Here is a 17008-nt window from a genome sequence, read left to right on the forward strand (position 1 = left end):
ACCCAAATCAATAATTTAACATAAACAACTAATAAACAGTTATTTATATGGAAATGTAATTCAATTACTTTCCTTTATTACATTACAATAAAATTTTAATTATTCTTAATTTTTTGTTTCCTTTGTTCACTGAATTTTTGATTTTAATACCTATAAAGTCAAAAATAAAGTAAAAACAGGAAAACAATTTTGAATTTTCAAGATTATAGCAATATAATGAGAGCTAAAATAAACGCAACAACCTTCATAACTAAACTCTTTTTTTCGATAACGCTCGTGCTAACGGTGTCCATGGCTTTTGCCCAAAACAAAACCGTAACCGGTACAGTTAGAGATGCAAAGACCAAGAATCCTATACCCTATGCTACCGTAGCCGTTGTTGGCGCCCCGGCTTCTGCTGGAACCACAACATCGACCAATGCAAATGGTGAATACAAACTTGTCTTTCCAACATCTTATGTGAAAATCAGAGCAAGCTACATTGGGTATGACAGCAAAGATGCTTTTGTTACCAATGATGCCACGCAAACAAAAGAAATTCTGATGGATCAACAGGACAACATGCTGGAAGAAGTTGTCGTCAAGGCCAAAAAGAAAAAATACAGCAACAAAGATAATCCTGCTGTCGCATTGATCCGAAAAGTCATCGAGAATAAGGAAAAAAATAGACTTTCAGGGCAACAATATGCTGAATTTGACCAATACGAGAAGATGTCTTTAGGACTAAGCAATCTTTCGGAGAAATTTGTCAATAAAAAAATATTCAAAAACTATCAATTTCTTTTTGAAACGGACGACTCGGCTAAAACAGCCAACAAATATGTTTTGCCAGCGTTCATTGAAGAAAAAATGTCTAAGGTATATTACCGTAAAGATCCAAGCAAAACCAAACAGTATATCATTGGTGACCAACGGGCACAATTTGACCCTAGATTTATTGACAACGATGGTTTGACAGCCTACTTCAATAAACTGTACGAACAAGTTGATATTTATGACAACAACATTTCATTGGTTACCAATCAGTTTTTAAGTCCGATTGCAAACTCCGCACCTACTTTTTATAAGTTTTATATTACGGATACCATTAAGACTGTACAACCTTGGTTGGTCGAATTAAGCTTCTTTCCACGCAACAAGGCAGACATGTTATTCAAAGGTCAACTGTACGTTACTTTAGACGGCAACTACGCTGTTCAAGGCGCCAGTATGACTGTTGCAGATGACATTAATCTAAACTTTGTACGTGACCTTCAGATACAGCTTAAATTTGAGAAAGACAGCAAAAGTCGTTTCTACCTAAAAACAAGCACTCTGGGTATTGATTTTTCTTTAACGGAAAAAGGCATGGGAATACGTGGAAGCCGAACAGTGGATTACAATAATTACAAAGTCGGCATCCAGCAACCTGATAGTACCTATGATGGTCCGTCTACGGTTATTGCCTATAACGTCGAAAATAAGAAAGCGACAAAATCCTTATTTGAAACACAACGTCCGCTTGCTCTTGCGCAAAACGAACTGAACATCTATCATAATATTGATACATTACAAAAGATCCCTTCATTCCGTTCGTTCATGGATATCGCTGCGTTATTGCTGTCAGGATACAAACAGGCTGGCCCAGTTGAAATCGGCCCAGTCAATACATTCTATAGCTTTAATCCCGTAGAAGGTTTCCGTTTACGTGTCGGCGGACGTACGACAGAATCGTTAAGCAAGCGTTTCTATGCTGAAACTTATGCTGCCTATGGTTTTAAAGATCAAAAGTGGAAATACTTTTTCAGCGGCACCTATGCGTTCAACAACAAATCAGTATACTCCTTCCCGATGCACTACATCAGGGCCTCTTATAAAAAGGATACGAAGATTCCGGGACAAAAACTGGAATTTATTCAGGAAGACAACTTCTTGTTATCTTTCAAACGCGGAGATAATGACCGTTACATCTATGAGACAAATTATGGCTTAGAGTATAAAAAGGAATTTTTAAATCACCTGGCTATTGGCGCTGCTTTCAATATCAACAGACAAACACCTGCTGGAAGTCTGACTTACCAGATGGTCGATGCCAACAATGAAAGTAGACTGTTCAATGAACTGAACTCGACCGAAGTGTCTGTAAATTTCAGATATGCTCCACATGAAGAGTTTTATCAAGGAAAGATTTACCGGACACCTATATTCAATCAATATCCGATCTTCACGTTCAATTATACCGCTGGAATCAAAGGATTAGCGAAAGGTGAATACAATTACCACAACTTTAATGTTGGTGCATTCAAGCGCTTTTATTTGAGTCAATTTGGCTATGCCGACGTGACCGCAGAAGGGAATTATATTGCAGGGAAAGAGATCCCATTCCCTTTCTTGACGATCCATCGTGCCAATCAGACCTATGCTTATCAATTAAATTCATACAACTTAATGAACTTCCTTGAATTTGTCAGTGATCATAATGCGTCAATAAATGTACAATACTACATGAACGGTTTTCTGTTGAATAAGATTCCGTTGATCAAAAAGCTTAAATTACGCGAAGTATTTAGTTTCAAGGGGGTATATGGTGGACTGCGTAAAGAAAACAATCCTGACGACCCGAATTATGGTTCAAAGGTATTCACTTGGCAGCACAACGCGGATGGCACACAAAGCTCCTATACCTTCGGTTCAGAACCTTATATGGAAGCCAGTATCGGTCTATCCAACATCTTTAAAATATTACGTGTAGACTACGTAAAACGTCTAAATTATCTTGATCACGTCGATGCACCAGCTTGGGGTATTCGCGCTCGGGTCAAATTTGACTTTTAATAGTTTCCATAAATTTATAGTATAATTTGAAGCCCTGTTCATACAAATGACAGGGCTTCTTTTTTTGCCTTATGCTTCCGCAACATCGGCACCACCACCACCACCACCACCACCACCACCGTCGCCATCGCCACCTGGAGGATAAATAGGTGGATAAGATGGTAGTGATGGGTATGAAGACCGCGAAGGTAGAAAACCTGGATTACTTGGTAGGGGCGGCACATTCACCTCAGATAAGGTTCGCGGTAAGATTCGGACCTGCTTCGGACGAGGTTCGTACCTGCTTCGGACAAGCAACAGATATTGAACAGGTGCTGTACAGTTGTTGAACAGACCCCGAACAGGAAATATCTGGTCAGGGTTTGGTCAATATATGTTGCAAGATTGTCCCCGTCCGAAGCTGGTACGAACACAATACGAAGACAATATGAAGAAAGCCCCTCTGCATTAGCCCTGCAGACACAAAAAGCGATGTCTTATCAACAAAAAAATCCCCCTTGCACATAACAAGAAGGATAAAATTAGAATATGACGATGGTTAGTTTTTATGTTTAAATGCATCCACACCACTTTGCAGGAATGCCTTGTACTCTTCTACATTGTAGTTGGCACCGCTCTGAGGCACCAGTTTTTTGCCCGTCGGATCAACAATTACATACAGCGGTTGTGAATTGCTATCGAATGTAGCAGCCTGAAAATCACTGTTTTTCTTACCGATAGTATTGATCTTTTTGCCACTATATTTGGAAACAAATTGTTCGTTGGCAGCCAGCTCGGTCTTATCATCCACAAAAAGTTCGGCCATAACAAACTCTTCTTTTAGTAATTTGGCCACAGCTTGGTCTGTCCAAACATTCGCTTCCATTTTACGACAATTGACACAATTCCAACCCGTAAAATCAATTAAAACAGGCTTGTTTAATTCTTTAGCTGTAGCCAATGCCTGTTCATAATCATAATAAGGATCGAATCCCTTTGGCGTGCCCCTTTCATGAAAAATTTCAGCATATTTTTTCACCTTTCCGTCTGAATGTGCAGCAGCACCAGCACTTACACCCGAAGAAAGATCAAAGTCTTGTGTTGCCGATGGTGGTAAAAAGGCAGAAATCGATTTTAAAGGCGCTCCCCATAAACCTGGCACCATATAGACCACAAAAGAAAAAACAACAATTGCCAAAATCGTTCTGGGAACAGATAGGAATTTCAGTTCACTGTCATGGGAGAACTTTATCTTGCCAATCAAGTATAGACCCATCAAAGCAAAAATAGCAATCCATAGCGACAGGAACACCTCTCTATCCAACCAATTCCAGTGGTAAGCTAAGTCGACATTGGATAAAAATTTCAAAGCTAAAGCAAGTTCCAAAAATCCCAACACTACTTTTACACTATTCAGCCAACCACCCGATTTCGGTAAGGATTTAAGCATGGAAGGAAACATAGCGAACAAACCAAAAGGAATGGCCAGGGCAATGGAGAATCCCAACATCCCAATTGCTGGACCTAATCTTTCGCCTTTCGAAGCTGCCTCAACCAATAATGTTCCAATAATCGGACCTGTACAAGAAAAGGAGACCAATGACAAGCTGAAGGCCATAAAGAACAAGCCCACTAAACCACCTTTATCCGATTTGGCATCCATTTTATTGACGAAGGAGCTTGGTAAAGTAATTTCAAATGCACCAAAAAATGAAGCCGCAAATCCAACCAACAACAAAAAGAAAATGAAGTTAAAGATGCCGTTAGTCGAAAGCGCATTGAGTGCATCAGATCCGAATGCAATCGTGATAATCATCCCCAAGGCTACATAAATCACAATAATAAATAATCCATATAACAGGGCTTTACTGATACCACTGGCACGACTCCCCGCCTGTTTGGTAAAATAACTCACAGTCAGGGGTAACATCGGAAAAATACAAGGCATCAATAATGCTGCAAAACCGCCTATAAGGCCTGCAATAAAGATACTCCACAATGATTTCTTTTCTGCACCAGCAGCTTTTTCACCTGTTGCTACTACCGCTACTGTGGTCTTGTTCGAGTCGACTTTTACGGCAGCGGTATCTGGAGACTCCTCAAAAGATAGTGAATCGGGACTTATTGTACCATCCGTAAACTCAAGCCCCTCCAACTTGTTTGTTGTTGTATCCGCTTGGGCAAACATGGCCACAGGCGCTATCAGCAACATGAGAAGGATAAATAATTTGAAATTGACTTTCATTTTGTGTTATTCTTAGGTATATATTGGTTTTTGAATAAATGAAACCCGAGGAGCTAGAGACTCCCCGAGTTAACTATAAACATATGAAACTAAATCTTTTTAGGCTCCAAATACGGGATTTGCCAATCTGCAAATAGGTTGAAAACCCGAAAAATCAACGTCTGTAGAAAGATATCCTTCTTTTACCGGCTCGTCTTTCACCAAATCAGTACTTAGGTATTTTTTGTTATCATCACAAAGTAGCGTCACCACGACAGCTTCATCACCCAGCTCCTGTTGTAATTTAATCGCTCCGATTACATTTGCTCCGGAAGAGATACCAACAGCCAATCCCAATTGACGTGACAGCTTCTGCGCCATGATAATGGAGTCGCCATCATTCGCACAAACGACAGTATCGAGTTCATCTAAATCCACAATAGCAGGAATAAATTCATCAGATATTCCCTGAATACGGTGTGAACCTACTTTATGTCCTGTAGTCAAGGTTGGACTTTCTGCCGGTTCCAGTGGATGTACACGGACATTTGGGTTTACCTTTCTTAAGCTTCTCCCCACACCCATTACCGTACCACCAGTTCCCACACCAGCAACAAAAGCATCAGCTACTAAGCCCTGTTCTTCCAGTTGCTTTACAATCTCGTAACCTGTAGTTTTCTCATGCGCTTCGGCATTATATTGATTCTCAAATTGCCGAGGAAGAAAAACACCGCCCTTTGCAGCAAGCTCCTCACTTAAACGAATACTTCCTAAAAATCCACCTTCTTCTTTGCTTATCAACTGAATATCGGCTCCCATACTTCGAATAATATCGGTACGCTCCTTGCTCAGCCAGTTGGGCATAATAATCTTTACTTGATGACCAAGCGCTTTACCGATTGCTGAAAAAGCAATCCCCGTGTTTCCACTTGTAGCTTCAATAACAACATCACTTGGGCGGATCTGACAATTCATATACGCTTTATATAAAATATAAAGAGCCATCCTATCCTTAATGCTACCGGTCAGATTGTAGTTCTCACATTTTACGAAAATTCGTCCGGGTTTACCTTTGTATGTATACTGTAGTTCCAACATCGGTGTATTTCCTACTAATCGCCACAGATGTTTAAATCTCTTGTCCAATGCAGGTGACAAACACGCACTTAATAATTCTTGTTCAGCCATTTCTTATAAATGATTATTCTGTTGCAAAATTGGCCATTGACAAGATAATATTCAACACATGACTATAATTTCAATAAAAATTAAATTAAAAGACATAAAAAACAATAAATAATTCAGAACAATAGCGTATTTTTACAGCTGTACCGAAAATATTCAAATTATGGAATTGGATGAAATAGATGTAAAATTATTGCGTCTCCTACAGCAAGATGCCTCAATGAGTAATAAAGCGCTATCCTTTGAACTCAACAAATCTATTGCAGCTGTTCATGAACGTGTTAGAAAGCTAAAGCGGTTGGGTTACATCAAAAAAACGGTGGCAATTTTGGACCGCCACAAAATAGGCATTGGGTTAATTTCATTTTCCCAGGTTTTTCTCAAGGCGCATACGTTTGAAGTGTTGAATGAATTCGAAAAAGAGGTAGCTAAATTTCCCGAGGTTATGGAATGCTACCAAATGGCAGGCTCTTACGACTTTATGTTACGTATAGCAACCAAAGATATGGATGCTTATCATATTTTTCTGCGGCATCGACTGGCTGTATTACCTCAAGTAAACACCGTACAGACCTACTTTGTATTATCGGAGACAAAAAGCGAGACGGCTTATCCCCTTTAATCTTTGTCTTAAAAACGAGAGAATATCTAAAACGAGAGAAGATTGCTGCCATGTGCGATAACACTATTGCACATGACAGCAATGAAAAAATAATTAATCGAATAACAAGGTACCCGTCACATTCCAGCTACTGAAACTTGTTCCTTCAGGCGCTCCCTGTGGGATCTGTACCTGCATCGTATGGTCTCCAGCTTTTAAATCCCCCAGATCAATATAGATCGGTGGTGTTACTGTACCCGGACACCAATTGGAGCGACTCAGATCGGATGAAGACAGCCCTGTAGCAAAATTGCCTGAAGCTGGGTTCGACAAACGATACGAACCGCAATCATTGCGCCAAGGGGTGTATTTAAAGAGCAATGAATCGTTTAGGAAAATGCGATTTTCTTTAGGCACAAACTCATCACCGTTACCCCAGCCTCCATGCCCTGTGGTAATGTAGCGTAATTGCACGTTTTTAGCATCCTGGTCCAAATGAAATGAAACAGTAAGGCCTTTCTCCTTATCAAACATAGATCCGTACTCCTGACCGCCCATTTCCATTACATTGGTCGTCGTAAACAAAGACATCGTCTTTTTCAGGCTGCCTTTTGACTCGGCATCGAAGCCCGGATGTATCGTCAGCTCAACACTAACCTCATGTCCATTTTTATCATAGTTGCCAATGAAGGCGCCCACATACACCTCCTGCTCGCTCAACATACCTGCCAATTCGGTTACGTCCTGACGGTACAGCACCGAGTCTTGCCAAACCTTATCCTTTAACTGAAGATAGTTAAACTGCTTAACACCAAATGGTGTAAAGAAACGCATCAATTCAACAATAGGCTCAAAGGATGTTGTTTTTACAACCCCTTGATAGGCTTTACCATTGCCATTTTCATACTTAGGAAGGGTACCCATACCATTTATCATACCATCCAAAAAGCTCTGTGCCTTGTTGGTTGGGATGATAAAAACTGATCCGGTGCGATCATAGGCATCACCTTTCGATTGTTCAACCAACTGCACAAATACATTGTCGCTTGTCTTTATTTTTGGGATTTTCACCTTTTTTACCAAAACTGTCCCATTAGCAAAACGCAAAATAGAATCCGACTTTACACCATCCGAAAAACGTATACTCTCCTTCCGAAAAACAGGTATTTGGATAAAACGGTTCTTCCAGATAAGATCTTTATAGGAAAGTTCATCGTAAGGTTTTTCAGTTCCTTTTAGCCTCAGTTGATCCGGTATAGTCTTTACCTTTTCTACTTTGGTGGCAAAGGTACGTGTATTCCCATTGCGGATTACCTCGAGCACCAGACCAAGGTCCTGACCAAGTTCCGAGGGCGCACCTTTGACCCCTAATTTATCGGTATACCAAACTTCTATTTTATTGGAATTGATGCTCGTCTCCACTTTTTTACAGGGATAGCCCAAGATTGTTTTAGTCTCGTTTGTGGCGTTAAATTTTTGCTTCGAAAGCGCGAGCGAATCTTTGGTTAGAATAATTGATCCGTCTTTGAGTTTAGCAATTTTAAGTAAGGCATTGCCTCCGGCACGCTCCACCACAACCCGTTCGTATGGCGGCGCCAACTGTCCGTTCATTTCTTTTGCCGAACTAACAAAAGTCTCCTTTTCATTGGCATAGACTAGAATGGCATTTTGATTGGCAGCTGTATTCCCATTGAAACTTTGATTATATTGAATGACATAATTCGACAGCTTTTGCGCCTGCGAAGACAATGACAAACATAAAATAGACGTGAAAAGAATACTTTTCTTCATAGCATGTGTATTGGTTTAGATGCAAAAATAAGAAAGGCTTTAGGAATTCCTAAAGCCTTTCTTATTTTATGCTAAAACGTTTATTTGATCAACCAGATATCCAAGAGGTAAAATACCGCAAAAATCACCGAGGCATAACCATTGGTTGTCATAAAGTCGCGATTGACCCGACTTAAATTAGTCGATGAAAACAGGGTATGCTGGTAAATCAGCAATGCCCCATAAAAGGCCACACCTAAATAATAAATCCAACCTACCGGCATCAAAAATGCTGGTATCAAAATAAATATAAAAGAAAACACATGCAGACATTCCGAAACGCGCATAGCTCCTTTCGTTCCTAACCACACGGGTATCGAATTAAGATGATTTGCCCGATCAAAGGCTTCGTCCTGCAAAGCGTAAATAATATCGAAGCCACTCACCCAGGTCAACACAGCGAAACCATAAAGTACCGGAACGGTCGCAAATTGTCCTGTAATAACCATATATGCGCCTATTGGAGCCAATCCCAGCCCTGCTCCCAATACAAGATGACATAAGGGCGTTATACGCTTTGTATAGGAGTAAAAAAGCACGACAAAAAGTGCTATGGGCGACAACATAAAGCAAAGAGAATTGATAAAATACGTCGCTGCAATAAAAATCAGGCAATTTACCAGCGTAAAAACCAATGCATTTTTAGCGGAAATTTTTCCAGCAGGAATATCACGCATGGCCGTTCTTGGATTAATGGCATCAATATCTCTATCCAGATAACGATTGAATGCCATGGCAGCATTACGGGCCGTCACCATACACACGAGCATCAAAACCAATAATTTCCACGAAAAGGCATAGTCCGTTGTGTGCAATGCCAAAAAGAAGCCAATAAAGGCAAATGGCAATGCAAATACACTATGAGCAAATAAAACTAAGGACAAGTATTTTTTCATCTGAACTTAAAATCTAGCTAAAACTGTTCGTTTCCGTCGAGTTCAGGGCGAACAAATCGGCCATTAACTTCATCGATAGCTTCTAAAATAGGCTCATGACCCATTTTCTTCTCCGCTGACGTTAGGAAAATCGGCGGCACCTCCTCAAACCATTGGAGCAATGATTTTTTAAATTTCGCAATATTCGCATCGGATTTAACAGTCGATTGCTTATCGGCTTTGGTGAAAACCAACATAAATGGTAAACCGCATTCGCCCAACCAACAGCAAAAATCAAGATCAATCTTTTGTGGTTCATGACGGCTATCCACCAACACAAAAACACATTGCAAATTGTCCCGATGGGTAAGATACCTACGGATGAACTTTTCCCATTCATTACGACTTGTTTTAGAGGCCTTAGCAAAACCATAACCTGGCAAATCCACCAAATACCATGTATCGTCGATGACAAAATGATTGATCAACTGAGTCTTACCAGGCTTTTGGGAGGTCTTGGCAAGTCCTTTCTTGTTGGTCATTGCATTGATCAACGATGATTTACCGACATTTGAACGTCCGATAAACGCATACTCCGGCAAATTGGGTGCAGGTAATTTGTCAACTCTCGTGTTACTACACACGAATTCGGCTTTTTTCACTTCCATGGAACAAAGGTACGTTAAATGAATCCCTTTGACAAGATTTGTACCCCTTCTATTCCATAAAAAAGCTTCACTTCCGATTTTATGGGCAGGATAATAAAATGTCCCTAATTATTTTTAACTTTCATTACAAACGATTAGTCAAACGACTAAGCGCATTCCGAAGCGAAAATATGCATAAAATTTTTCAGGGGTGCTGTAACAATTCAGCTGTACAAGATACTAATAACATAAATAAACGTCAGCCTTTGGAAAAAGAGGGAATGCTCTTAAAAAGCCAAAGAACGAATAAATTAAACCTTAAAATAGATGTTACTCGAAATCAATCATGTCACCAAAGATTACGCCAATCACCGTGCATTGGACGATGTATCCATTCAAATCCCAAAGGGTAAAATTTTTGGGCTATTGGGGCCAAACGGAGCTGGAAAAACATCCCTGATCCGTATTATCAACCAAATTACCGCTCCCGATTCCGGCGAAATTCTGTTTAATGGCGAAGCATTGGGCCCACAGCATATTGCTCAAATCGGCTATTTACCCGAGGAGCGGGGTTTGTACAAAAAAATGAAAATCGGTGATCAAATGTTGTATTTGGCACAACTTAAGGGACTTTCCAAGCGAGAAGCCTTAGCACGCATCCAAGATTGGTGCCAGCGCCTGGATATCACATCCTGGTTGGACAAAAAAATAGAAGATCTCAGTAAAGGGATGCAGCAAAAAGTACAATTTGTCGCCACAGTCATCCACCAACCAGAATTGATTATCTTAGATGAACCCTTTTCGGGATTTGATCCCGTAAATGCCAATATCATAAAAGAGCAGATTCTCCGCTTAAATCAAGAAGGTGCGACCATTATATTCTCCACACACCGCATGGAGACTGTGGAAGAGCTTTGCGATAATATTGCCCTCATCAACCGATCCAAAAAAATACTGGATGGCTCTGTACAAGAGATTAAAAAAGAATACCGAAATCAAACCTATCAATTGGAATATACAGCAAACGAAGATAATTTTCTTCTGTCCGACGACACCCTATTTGAGGTCATAACGTCAACAAAGCATGAAAAAACATACATCACTACAATTAAGCTAAATAACAACAATCATATCAATGATGTGTTAATGCGATATATACCCCAAATACAGCTCAATCAACTCATTGAAATCGTTCCCTCCATGGCGGATATTTTCATCCAAAAAGTCACACAAGTCTCACCCCTATCTCAAGATCATGCATAAAATATTACTTATTATTCAAAGGGAATACCTATCACGGGTCAAGAAAAAATCTTTTATTGTCATGACTTTCGCCGTGCCCCTGTTCTTTTTCGCACTGTATGCAGGTATGTTTTATCTGACAAAAAAGAGCTTTAAAGATTCGCACACCGAAGTCTTTATTTTAGATGAGCAAGGCGACTTTGCCAACAAACTCCAAAGCAATAAAAATGTAAGTTATACGGTATCCAAATTAGACCTCCAGGCCCAAAAAGCGCAGCTTACACAAAGCGAAGGAAAAAAGTCGATCCTATATATTCCAAAAGATATTTTAACAAGTGAAAGAGCCGAACTGATTACCGGCGGCAAGACAAGTTTTGTCACACAGGAGATCATTAGTGGACAGTTGGAAGAAATCATCCGTGAAAAGGAATATAAAGCCAAGGGAATCGACCTGCAGATTATCCAGTCCATTAAGCCCAAAGTCTCCATCGATGCAAAAGAAATAACAGCAGACGGTGAAGAAAAGAACAGCAATACAGCCATTGCAATGGGCCTTGGTGTCGCTTTGGCTATCTTAGTATACCTATCCCTGTTTCTCTATGGTGCCCAGGTAATGCGTGGTATTATCGAAGAAAAGAGCAACCGTATCATCGAAGTCATTATTTCCTCGGTCAAGCCCTTTCAGCTCATGATGGGTAAAATTGTTGGGATCGGTATGGTTGGACTGACGCAATTTGTCATGTGGCTAGTGCTTACAGGAGGCCTATTTATCACGGCAACGCTCCTATTTGTCAATCCTCAGGATATGCAGGAGGTTGCCGCAAGCCAACCTGGAGCGGGTAATATGAGTACCGTATCAAAAGCAATGGCCCAGAATGATTCTGCTTCTATCCTTACTTCGATCCAAAGCTTTAACTTCACGGAAGTCATCATTTTCTTCTTTCTGTTTTTTATTGCCGGATATCTGCTGTATAGTGCTATTTTCGCTGCTGCTGGTTCAGCTGTCGACAATGAAACAGAGGCCAATCAGTTTTCAATGCCCATTACCATGCCTTTGCTATTGACCTATATTCTTTCTTTTGGCGTCATTATCAATGATCCCAATGGACCGATTGCAACATGGTTAAGCTTTATTCCATTCACCTCGCCTATCGCTATGCTCGTTCGCATACCTTTTGGTGTACCCCTATGGCAGATTCTGACCTCATTGACCTTGCTCATACTGACCTTCTTATTTGTTACCTGGGTTGCTGCCCGCATCTATCGTGTCGGTATTTTGATCTATGGTAAAAAAGCAAGTCTCAAAGAAATCATCAAATGGTTCAATTACAAAAGCTAGCCGTATTCTGAACCAGCTGTGCATAACTACAGCAACATAAAAAGGGCCAAATTGCAAGCAATTTGGCCCTTTCCTTTTATATACAAGCATCCCGATTAGGCTACGATCATAAATAGTATGCTCAGCACCTAAAAACCACTCAGTTAATATCTTAAATTCAATTTTTTAAAGACAAAATGCCACAACCATATCGGTCCGACAAGTAAAAACTGTAGAAACTGCTGTCCTGTGATTTTCTTCTTTTCCTTTCCCTTACCGATAAACAGCGCGACAATAGCTAGCAATGCGATCCCCAAACACACCCAGATGACAGCCGGGCCACCATTCTTTTGTGCGTATTCCAATTGCACAATAAAGAAACTCATGCCCCCGATAGAGAATAATATCGCATAGGACAACGTTGCAGACAGCTTTAAATAATAATAAATGACAATAGCGATGAAGAAAGACCCCCAATTCAAAAAGGTATGCCAATTGAGTTTGACCAAGAACTCGAACTGTGGAAATGGGATCATCCAGATGCAGCCCATGATACCAAAAAACAATAATGGTAAAAAGATGGCTTGAATCAGACGGTTGGTCGGATCCTGAAAATTAGCATCCAGCTCCGCAAAATACTTATCTACGGGGCGTAAAGGTTCGACTTCTTGAACTTTCTTCTTTTGTTTCATTCCGCAAATTTAACAAATATTGGGCATGCCTTAGGCCTTAAAAATGATAATATTCCCTATTTTTTGGTCTGCTGCAGGTCATTATATGCTTTCAGAGTACACAAACTCGCTTACTCCTATTCTATTCCGTAATATTGCAGCATGAAGTCTTACAAACATATCTTATTCGATCTGGACGGAACCCTGACCGACCCCGCAGAAGGGATTACGAAATGTATTGCCTATGCCTTGGAATCCAAAGGCATCCATACAGCAGATCTGAATAGCCTCAAACCCTTGATCGGCCCACCCCTTAAAGATTCTTTCATACACACCTTTGGATTTGAGGAAAGCGAAGCAATTGCCTGTGTAGAAAAATATCGGGAACGCTTTTCAACCATAGGGCTGTATGAGAATATCCTGTTTGATCGCATACCTGAGCTTTTAGCATTGCTGAAAACAAAAGGGTACAACATCTACCTTGCGACCTCCAAACCCGAAATTTTCGCCCACAAAATATTACAGCACTTTGCAATAAATACCTATTTTGATTTTGCGGGCGGAAGCGCTTTGGACGATTCCAGACCGACCAAAACCAGTGTCATCCAATATGTCATGGAACAGGCCAAGCTAACAAGTCCACAAGACTGCCTCATGATCGGAGATCGCAAACATGATCTGATTGGTGCCCGAGAAACAGGCATGGATGCTGTTGGTGTATTGTATGGCTATGGTAGCCAAGCCGAACTCGAACAGGAAGATCCGACCTATCTATTGGCTACAGTGACAGATCTGATGGAATTTTTCCAATAATTACCGATAATAAAAAGGGTATCCAAAATTTGATTCAATTTAAGTCAAGTCGATTCGAGCACTTCAAGTCAAGCCGATTCAAGTCAAGTCAAGTCAAGTCAAGTCATTTGAGTCGATTCAATTTAAGTCAACCCTTTGGAGAATGGAATGGCTGAAATGATCCAGTCGTGGGAAACGTGTAGAATTGCATAAAAAAAGCTCCAAACATTTCGTTTGGAGCTTTTTTTATGATGGATCCTTAGGATCTATTTTGCGTAAGACACTGATCTTGTCTCACGAATTACAGTTACTTTAATTTGCCCTGGATAAGTCATTTCCGTTTGAATACGGTTAGAGATATCAGCAGCCAGTATTTCCGACTGTGCATCAGACACCTTCTCACTCTCAACGATGACACGTAGCTCACGGCCAGCTTGTATCGCGAAGGTCTTCTCAACCCCAGGATACGATAAAGCCAAATCTTCCAACTCTTTTAGGCGCTTGATATAACTTTCGACAACCTCGCGGCGTGCGCCCGGGCGTGCACCAGAGATCGCGTCACAAGCCTGAACAACCGGAGATATTAAGGCAGTCATTTCGATCTCATCATGGTGAGCACCAATTGCATTACATACATCAGGGTGTTCCTTGTATTTCTCTGCAAGTTGCATACCTAAAATAGCGTGTGGCAACTCCGGATTATCATCAGGCACTTTACCAATATCGTGTAGTAATCCAGCACGTTTCGCATGTTTAACATTCAGGCCCAGTTCTGCCGCCATTGTTGCTGCAAAATTAGCTACCTCACGCGAGTGTTGTAAAAGATTCTGTCCGTAAGACGAACGGTAACGCATACGTCCTACCATACGAATCAATTCGGGGTGCAAACCATGGATTCCCAAATCGATTGCGGTACGTTCACCAATTTCAACGATTTCATCCTCTATTTGCGTCCGCGTCTTAGCGACAACCTCTTCAATACGTGCCGGGTGGATACGACCATCTGTTACCAAACGGTGTAAAGCCAAACGCGCTATTTCGCGACGTACAGGATCGAAACCAGATAGGATAATTGCTTCAGGTGTATCGTCTACAATGATTTCTACGCCTGTTGCAGCTTCCAATGCACGAATATTACGACCTTCACGACCAATAATACGACCTTTGATTTCATCATTTTCGATATTGAAAATTGAGACGGTATTTTCGATCGCAGATTCCGTAGCAGTACGTTGGATAGTCTGAATAACAACCTTTTTCGCCTCTTTTGTTGCCGTCAATTTGGCCTCATCCACAATATCTTTGATTTGAATCATCGCTTGTGAGCGGGCTTCTTCGCGCAACGAGTCCACCAATTGATTTTTTGCTTCGTCAGCAGTTACGCCAGCGATACTTTCCAATTGCTTAATCTGTTGTAATTTGAGCGTTTCTACTTCTTCAGATTTCTTTTCATTCAGTTCAACCAATTTATCCAATTGCTTTTTCTTGGTATCCACATCTTGCTTATCGCGATTGATGTTTTCCAGCTTTTGGTTAATTGACTGTTCTTTTTGTCTTAACGTATTTTCCTTTTGGTTGATGGTATTGTTACGTTGATTGACTTCCTTTTCGTGTTCAGATTTTAATTGAAGGAACTTTTCTTTGGCCTCTAACAGGCGTTTCTTTTTAATGTGTTCCCCTTCCTGCTCTGCATCTTTCAGTATGCTATTTACCTTATCCTTGGCTTCCTGCTCTTGTTTTTTAAATAACAGAACCAATAGATAACGACCTATAACAACACCAACAATCAGAGAAATTATGCTATAAATTGCGATGTCCATGTATGTATAATTGTATTATTTATGTTTGTTTTTATTAATTATGTTCAAATTCCAGTAAAATCATCAATCAGCCCACTCCCTTACCTTTGGTATGCGCCAACTCTGTAGCGATCCCGATAAGCGCATCAAGGCTTCATGACAAAAAAAAACCGCAATTAAATTTAAACAGGTCTCATGTATTATTAAACTTCGTGATTACATAATTAGGCTTAGATTATGACCCAGATGGCTTTCGCAAAATGGCCTATATCTTTTTGCGCCTGTAATATTGAAGCGTTAAGTTTAAAATAGTGACAACCCGAATTTAATTGCGGCAAATTCGTCGTTTAAGCTCTAAATATAAAGAACGTAAATTTATTTTTTAAAGAAATCCGTCAACAACTGATCAAGTTCCTGTACTGAATTTTCCAAACCCACTTCGTGGTTTTGAGACTGCCGCTCTGCATTAAGCATACGCGTCGCAAATTGCAATACACACATGGATAACAAATCCTGCTTATCTCTCACAGTATAGTTTTCCTGCAATTCCTTTACTTTTTCATTTATCAATTTCGCAGCGTGTCGAATTACTTCTTCTTCCGCGCTTTCCACCCGAAGGGGATAAACACGATCTGCGATATTTATTTTTATGGAAATCTCTCCCATTTCTTTGAGCTTTTTAACGTTGTATTAGTTTGAATCCGATAACACTTCTCCCAACTATTTCAACAAACTAATACACTTGTCTATTTCCCGCACAAAATCGTTAATTTTTTGTTTTGTGTCAAGTATTTTTTCATTAATTGCTTCCTTATCCGTTTCAGAATCTAACGTACGGGCAACTGCCAGCGCTTTGACCCTCTCTTCCAATTGCTTGCTCTTATCGTTGCTCGCATCGAAAGCCACTTTTAAGGATTGTACCTCTAATTTAAGCAAATCATTTTCTTCTTGCAAGACTTCGCACAATTGAATTAAATTTTTCGTTTTCTCAACGATCAGATTCATTTGTGAAGACAATGTTGCCATAATAA

Annotated in this window: 15 protein-coding genes; 5 read left to right on the plus strand and 10 right to left on the minus strand. The window is 40.3% G+C overall.

Annotation, left to right across the window (positions count from 1 at the left end; all coding sequences use genetic code 11):
* The first annotated feature begins 216 nt into the window (after positions 1-216).
* A complete protein-coding gene (locus HS960_RS11355) occupies positions 217-2814 on the plus strand; it encodes a DUF5686 and carboxypeptidase-like regulatory domain-containing protein (RefSeq protein ID WP_228280287.1) in 2598 nt (865 codons plus the stop codon).
* Between the two features lie 69 nt (positions 2815-2883).
* Here HS960_RS11355 and HS960_RS11360 read toward each other — a convergent pair whose 3' ends face one another.
* The 3 genes from HS960_RS11360 to HS960_RS11370 all read right to left on the minus strand — a co-directional run bounded on the left by HS960_RS11360 (position 2884) and on the right by HS960_RS11370 (position 6205).
* On the minus strand, positions 2884-3042 hold the full coding sequence (locus tag HS960_RS11360) for a hypothetical protein (protein ID WP_182332711.1): 159 nt from the start codon (positions 3040-3042) through the stop codon (positions 2884-2886).
* 310 nt (positions 3043-3352) lie between these two features.
* On the minus strand, positions 3353-5038 hold the full coding sequence (locus HS960_RS11365) for a protein-disulfide reductase DsbD family protein (protein ID WP_153846884.1): 1686 nt from the start codon (positions 5036-5038) through the stop codon (positions 3353-3355).
* A gap of 99 nt (positions 5039-5137) precedes the next feature.
* Positions 5138-6205 (minus strand): PLP-dependent cysteine synthase family protein, encoded by a 1068-nt coding sequence (locus tag HS960_RS11370; RefSeq protein ID WP_153846883.1) that lies wholly within the window; start codon positions 6203-6205, stop codon positions 5138-5140.
* Between the two features lie 160 nt (positions 6206-6365).
* Between HS960_RS11370 and HS960_RS11375 the strand changes: the two genes are divergently transcribed.
* Positions 6366-6824 carry an Lrp/AsnC family transcriptional regulator gene (locus HS960_RS11375; protein WP_046675839.1) on the plus strand — a complete coding sequence of 153 codons (459 nt, stop codon included), beginning with the start codon at positions 6366-6368 and terminating at the stop codon, positions 6822-6824.
* A gap of 93 nt (positions 6825-6917) precedes the next feature.
* Here the strand turns inward: HS960_RS11375 and HS960_RS11380 are convergent, their stop codons facing one another.
* From HS960_RS11380 to yihA, 3 genes are all read right to left on the minus strand, one after another.
* Positions 6918-8594, minus strand: coding sequence for a PNGase F N-terminal domain-containing protein (locus HS960_RS11380; protein ID WP_182332713.1), 1677 nt, complete (start codon positions 8592-8594; stop codon positions 6918-6920).
* Between the two features lie 80 nt (positions 8595-8674).
* A complete protein-coding gene (locus HS960_RS11385; protein ID WP_120334694.1) occupies positions 8675-9529 on the minus strand; it encodes a UbiA-like polyprenyltransferase in 855 nt (284 codons plus the stop codon).
* A gap of 17 nt (positions 9530-9546) precedes the next feature.
* On the minus strand, positions 9547-10176 hold the full coding sequence (gene yihA / locus HS960_RS11390; protein WP_153846881.1) for a ribosome biogenesis GTP-binding protein YihA/YsxC: 630 nt from the start codon (positions 10174-10176) through the stop codon (positions 9547-9549).
* A 306-nt stretch (positions 10177-10482) separates the two neighbouring features.
* Between yihA and HS960_RS11395 the strand changes: the two genes are divergently transcribed.
* Both HS960_RS11395 and HS960_RS11400 read left to right on the plus strand, forming a co-directional pair.
* Entirely contained in the window at positions 10483-11418 is a 936-nt protein-coding gene (locus HS960_RS11395; protein ID WP_182332714.1) for an ABC transporter ATP-binding protein, read from the plus strand.
* On the plus strand, positions 11411-12736 hold the full coding sequence (locus tag HS960_RS11400) for an ABC transporter permease (protein ID WP_182332715.1): 1326 nt from the start codon (positions 11411-11413) through the stop codon (positions 12734-12736). Before HS960_RS11395 ends, HS960_RS11400 begins: the two co-directional genes overlap by 8 nt.
* 143 nt (positions 12737-12879) lie before the next feature.
* Here the strand turns inward: HS960_RS11400 and HS960_RS11405 are convergent, their stop codons facing one another.
* The gene (locus tag HS960_RS11405) at positions 12880-13407 is read right to left on the minus strand and encodes a DUF962 domain-containing protein (RefSeq protein ID WP_075991994.1); all 528 of its coding nucleotides are present in this window, start codon (positions 13405-13407) and stop codon (positions 12880-12882) included.
* A gap of 141 nt (positions 13408-13548) precedes the next feature.
* On the opposite strand from HS960_RS11405, the gene HS960_RS11410 reads away from it, so the two are divergent.
* Positions 13549-14199, plus strand: a complete 651-nt coding sequence (locus HS960_RS11410) for an HAD-IA family hydrolase (RefSeq protein ID WP_153846878.1) — start codon at positions 13549-13551, stop codon at positions 14197-14199.
* Between the two features lie 245 nt (positions 14200-14444).
* Here the strand turns inward: HS960_RS11410 and rny are convergent, their stop codons facing one another.
* The 3 genes from rny to HS960_RS11425 form a co-directional block, all read right to left on the minus strand.
* On the minus strand, positions 14445-15998 hold the full coding sequence (gene rny / locus HS960_RS11415; RefSeq protein ID WP_088161054.1) for a ribonuclease Y: 1554 nt from the start codon (positions 15996-15998) through the stop codon (positions 14445-14447).
* 354 nt (positions 15999-16352) lie between these two features.
* Complete coding sequence (locus tag HS960_RS11420; protein ID WP_046675831.1) at positions 16353-16643, minus strand: cell division protein ZapA; 291 nt, start codon at positions 16641-16643, stop codon at positions 16353-16355.
* 54 nt (positions 16644-16697) lie between these two features.
* Positions 16698-17003, minus strand: coding sequence for a hypothetical protein (locus HS960_RS11425; RefSeq protein WP_153846877.1), 306 nt, complete (start codon positions 17001-17003; stop codon positions 16698-16700).
* Between the last annotated feature and the right edge of the window lie 5 nt (positions 17004-17008).

The organism is Sphingobacterium paramultivorum (genome assembly GCF_014109745.1).
GTDB classification, from domain to species: domain Bacteria; phylum Bacteroidota; class Bacteroidia; order Sphingobacteriales; family Sphingobacteriaceae; genus Sphingobacterium; species Sphingobacterium paramultivorum.

Excerpts from the sequence above, each read along its gene's own strand:
- HS960_RS11355 (WP_228280287.1), top strand. The coding sequence starts at position 217 with ATGAGAGCTAAAATAAACGCAACAACCTTCATAACTAAACTCTTTTTT.
- HS960_RS11365 (WP_153846884.1), bottom strand. The coding sequence starts at position 5,038 with ATGAAAGTCAATTTCAAATTATTTATCCTTCTCATGTTGCTGATAGCG.
- HS960_RS11370 (WP_153846883.1), bottom strand. The coding sequence starts at position 6,205 with ATGGCTGAACAAGAATTATTAAGTGCGTGTTTGTCACCTGCATTGGAC.
- HS960_RS11375 (WP_046675839.1), top strand. The coding sequence starts at position 6,366 with ATGGAATTGGATGAAATAGATGTAAAATTATTGCGTCTCCTACAGCAA.
- HS960_RS11380 (WP_182332713.1), bottom strand. The coding sequence starts at position 8,594 with ATGAAGAAAAGTATTCTTTTCACGTCTATTTTATGTTTGTCATTGTCT.
- HS960_RS11385 (WP_120334694.1), bottom strand. The coding sequence starts at position 9,529 with ATGAAAAAATACTTGTCCTTAGTTTTATTTGCTCATAGTGTATTTGCA.
- yihA (WP_153846881.1), bottom strand. The coding sequence starts at position 10,176 with ATGGAAGTGAAAAAAGCCGAATTCGTGTGTAGTAACACGAGAGTTGAC.
- HS960_RS11395 (WP_182332714.1), top strand. The coding sequence starts at position 10,483 with ATGTTACTCGAAATCAATCATGTCACCAAAGATTACGCCAATCACCGT.
- HS960_RS11400 (WP_182332715.1), top strand. The coding sequence starts at position 11,411 with ATGCATAAAATATTACTTATTATTCAAAGGGAATACCTATCACGGGTC.
- HS960_RS11405 (WP_075991994.1), bottom strand. The coding sequence starts at position 13,407 with ATGAAACAAAAGAAGAAAGTTCAAGAAGTCGAACCTTTACGCCCCGTA.
- HS960_RS11410 (WP_153846878.1), top strand. The coding sequence starts at position 13,549 with ATGAAGTCTTACAAACATATCTTATTCGATCTGGACGGAACCCTGACC.
- rny (WP_088161054.1), bottom strand. The coding sequence starts at position 15,998 with ATGGACATCGCAATTTATAGCATAATTTCTCTGATTGTTGGTGTTGTT.
- HS960_RS11420 (WP_046675831.1), bottom strand. The coding sequence starts at position 16,643 with ATGGGAGAGATTTCCATAAAAATAAATATCGCAGATCGTGTTTATCCC.
- HS960_RS11425 (WP_153846877.1), bottom strand. The coding sequence starts at position 17,003 with ATGGCAACATTGTCTTCACAAATGAATCTGATCGTTGAGAAAACGAAA.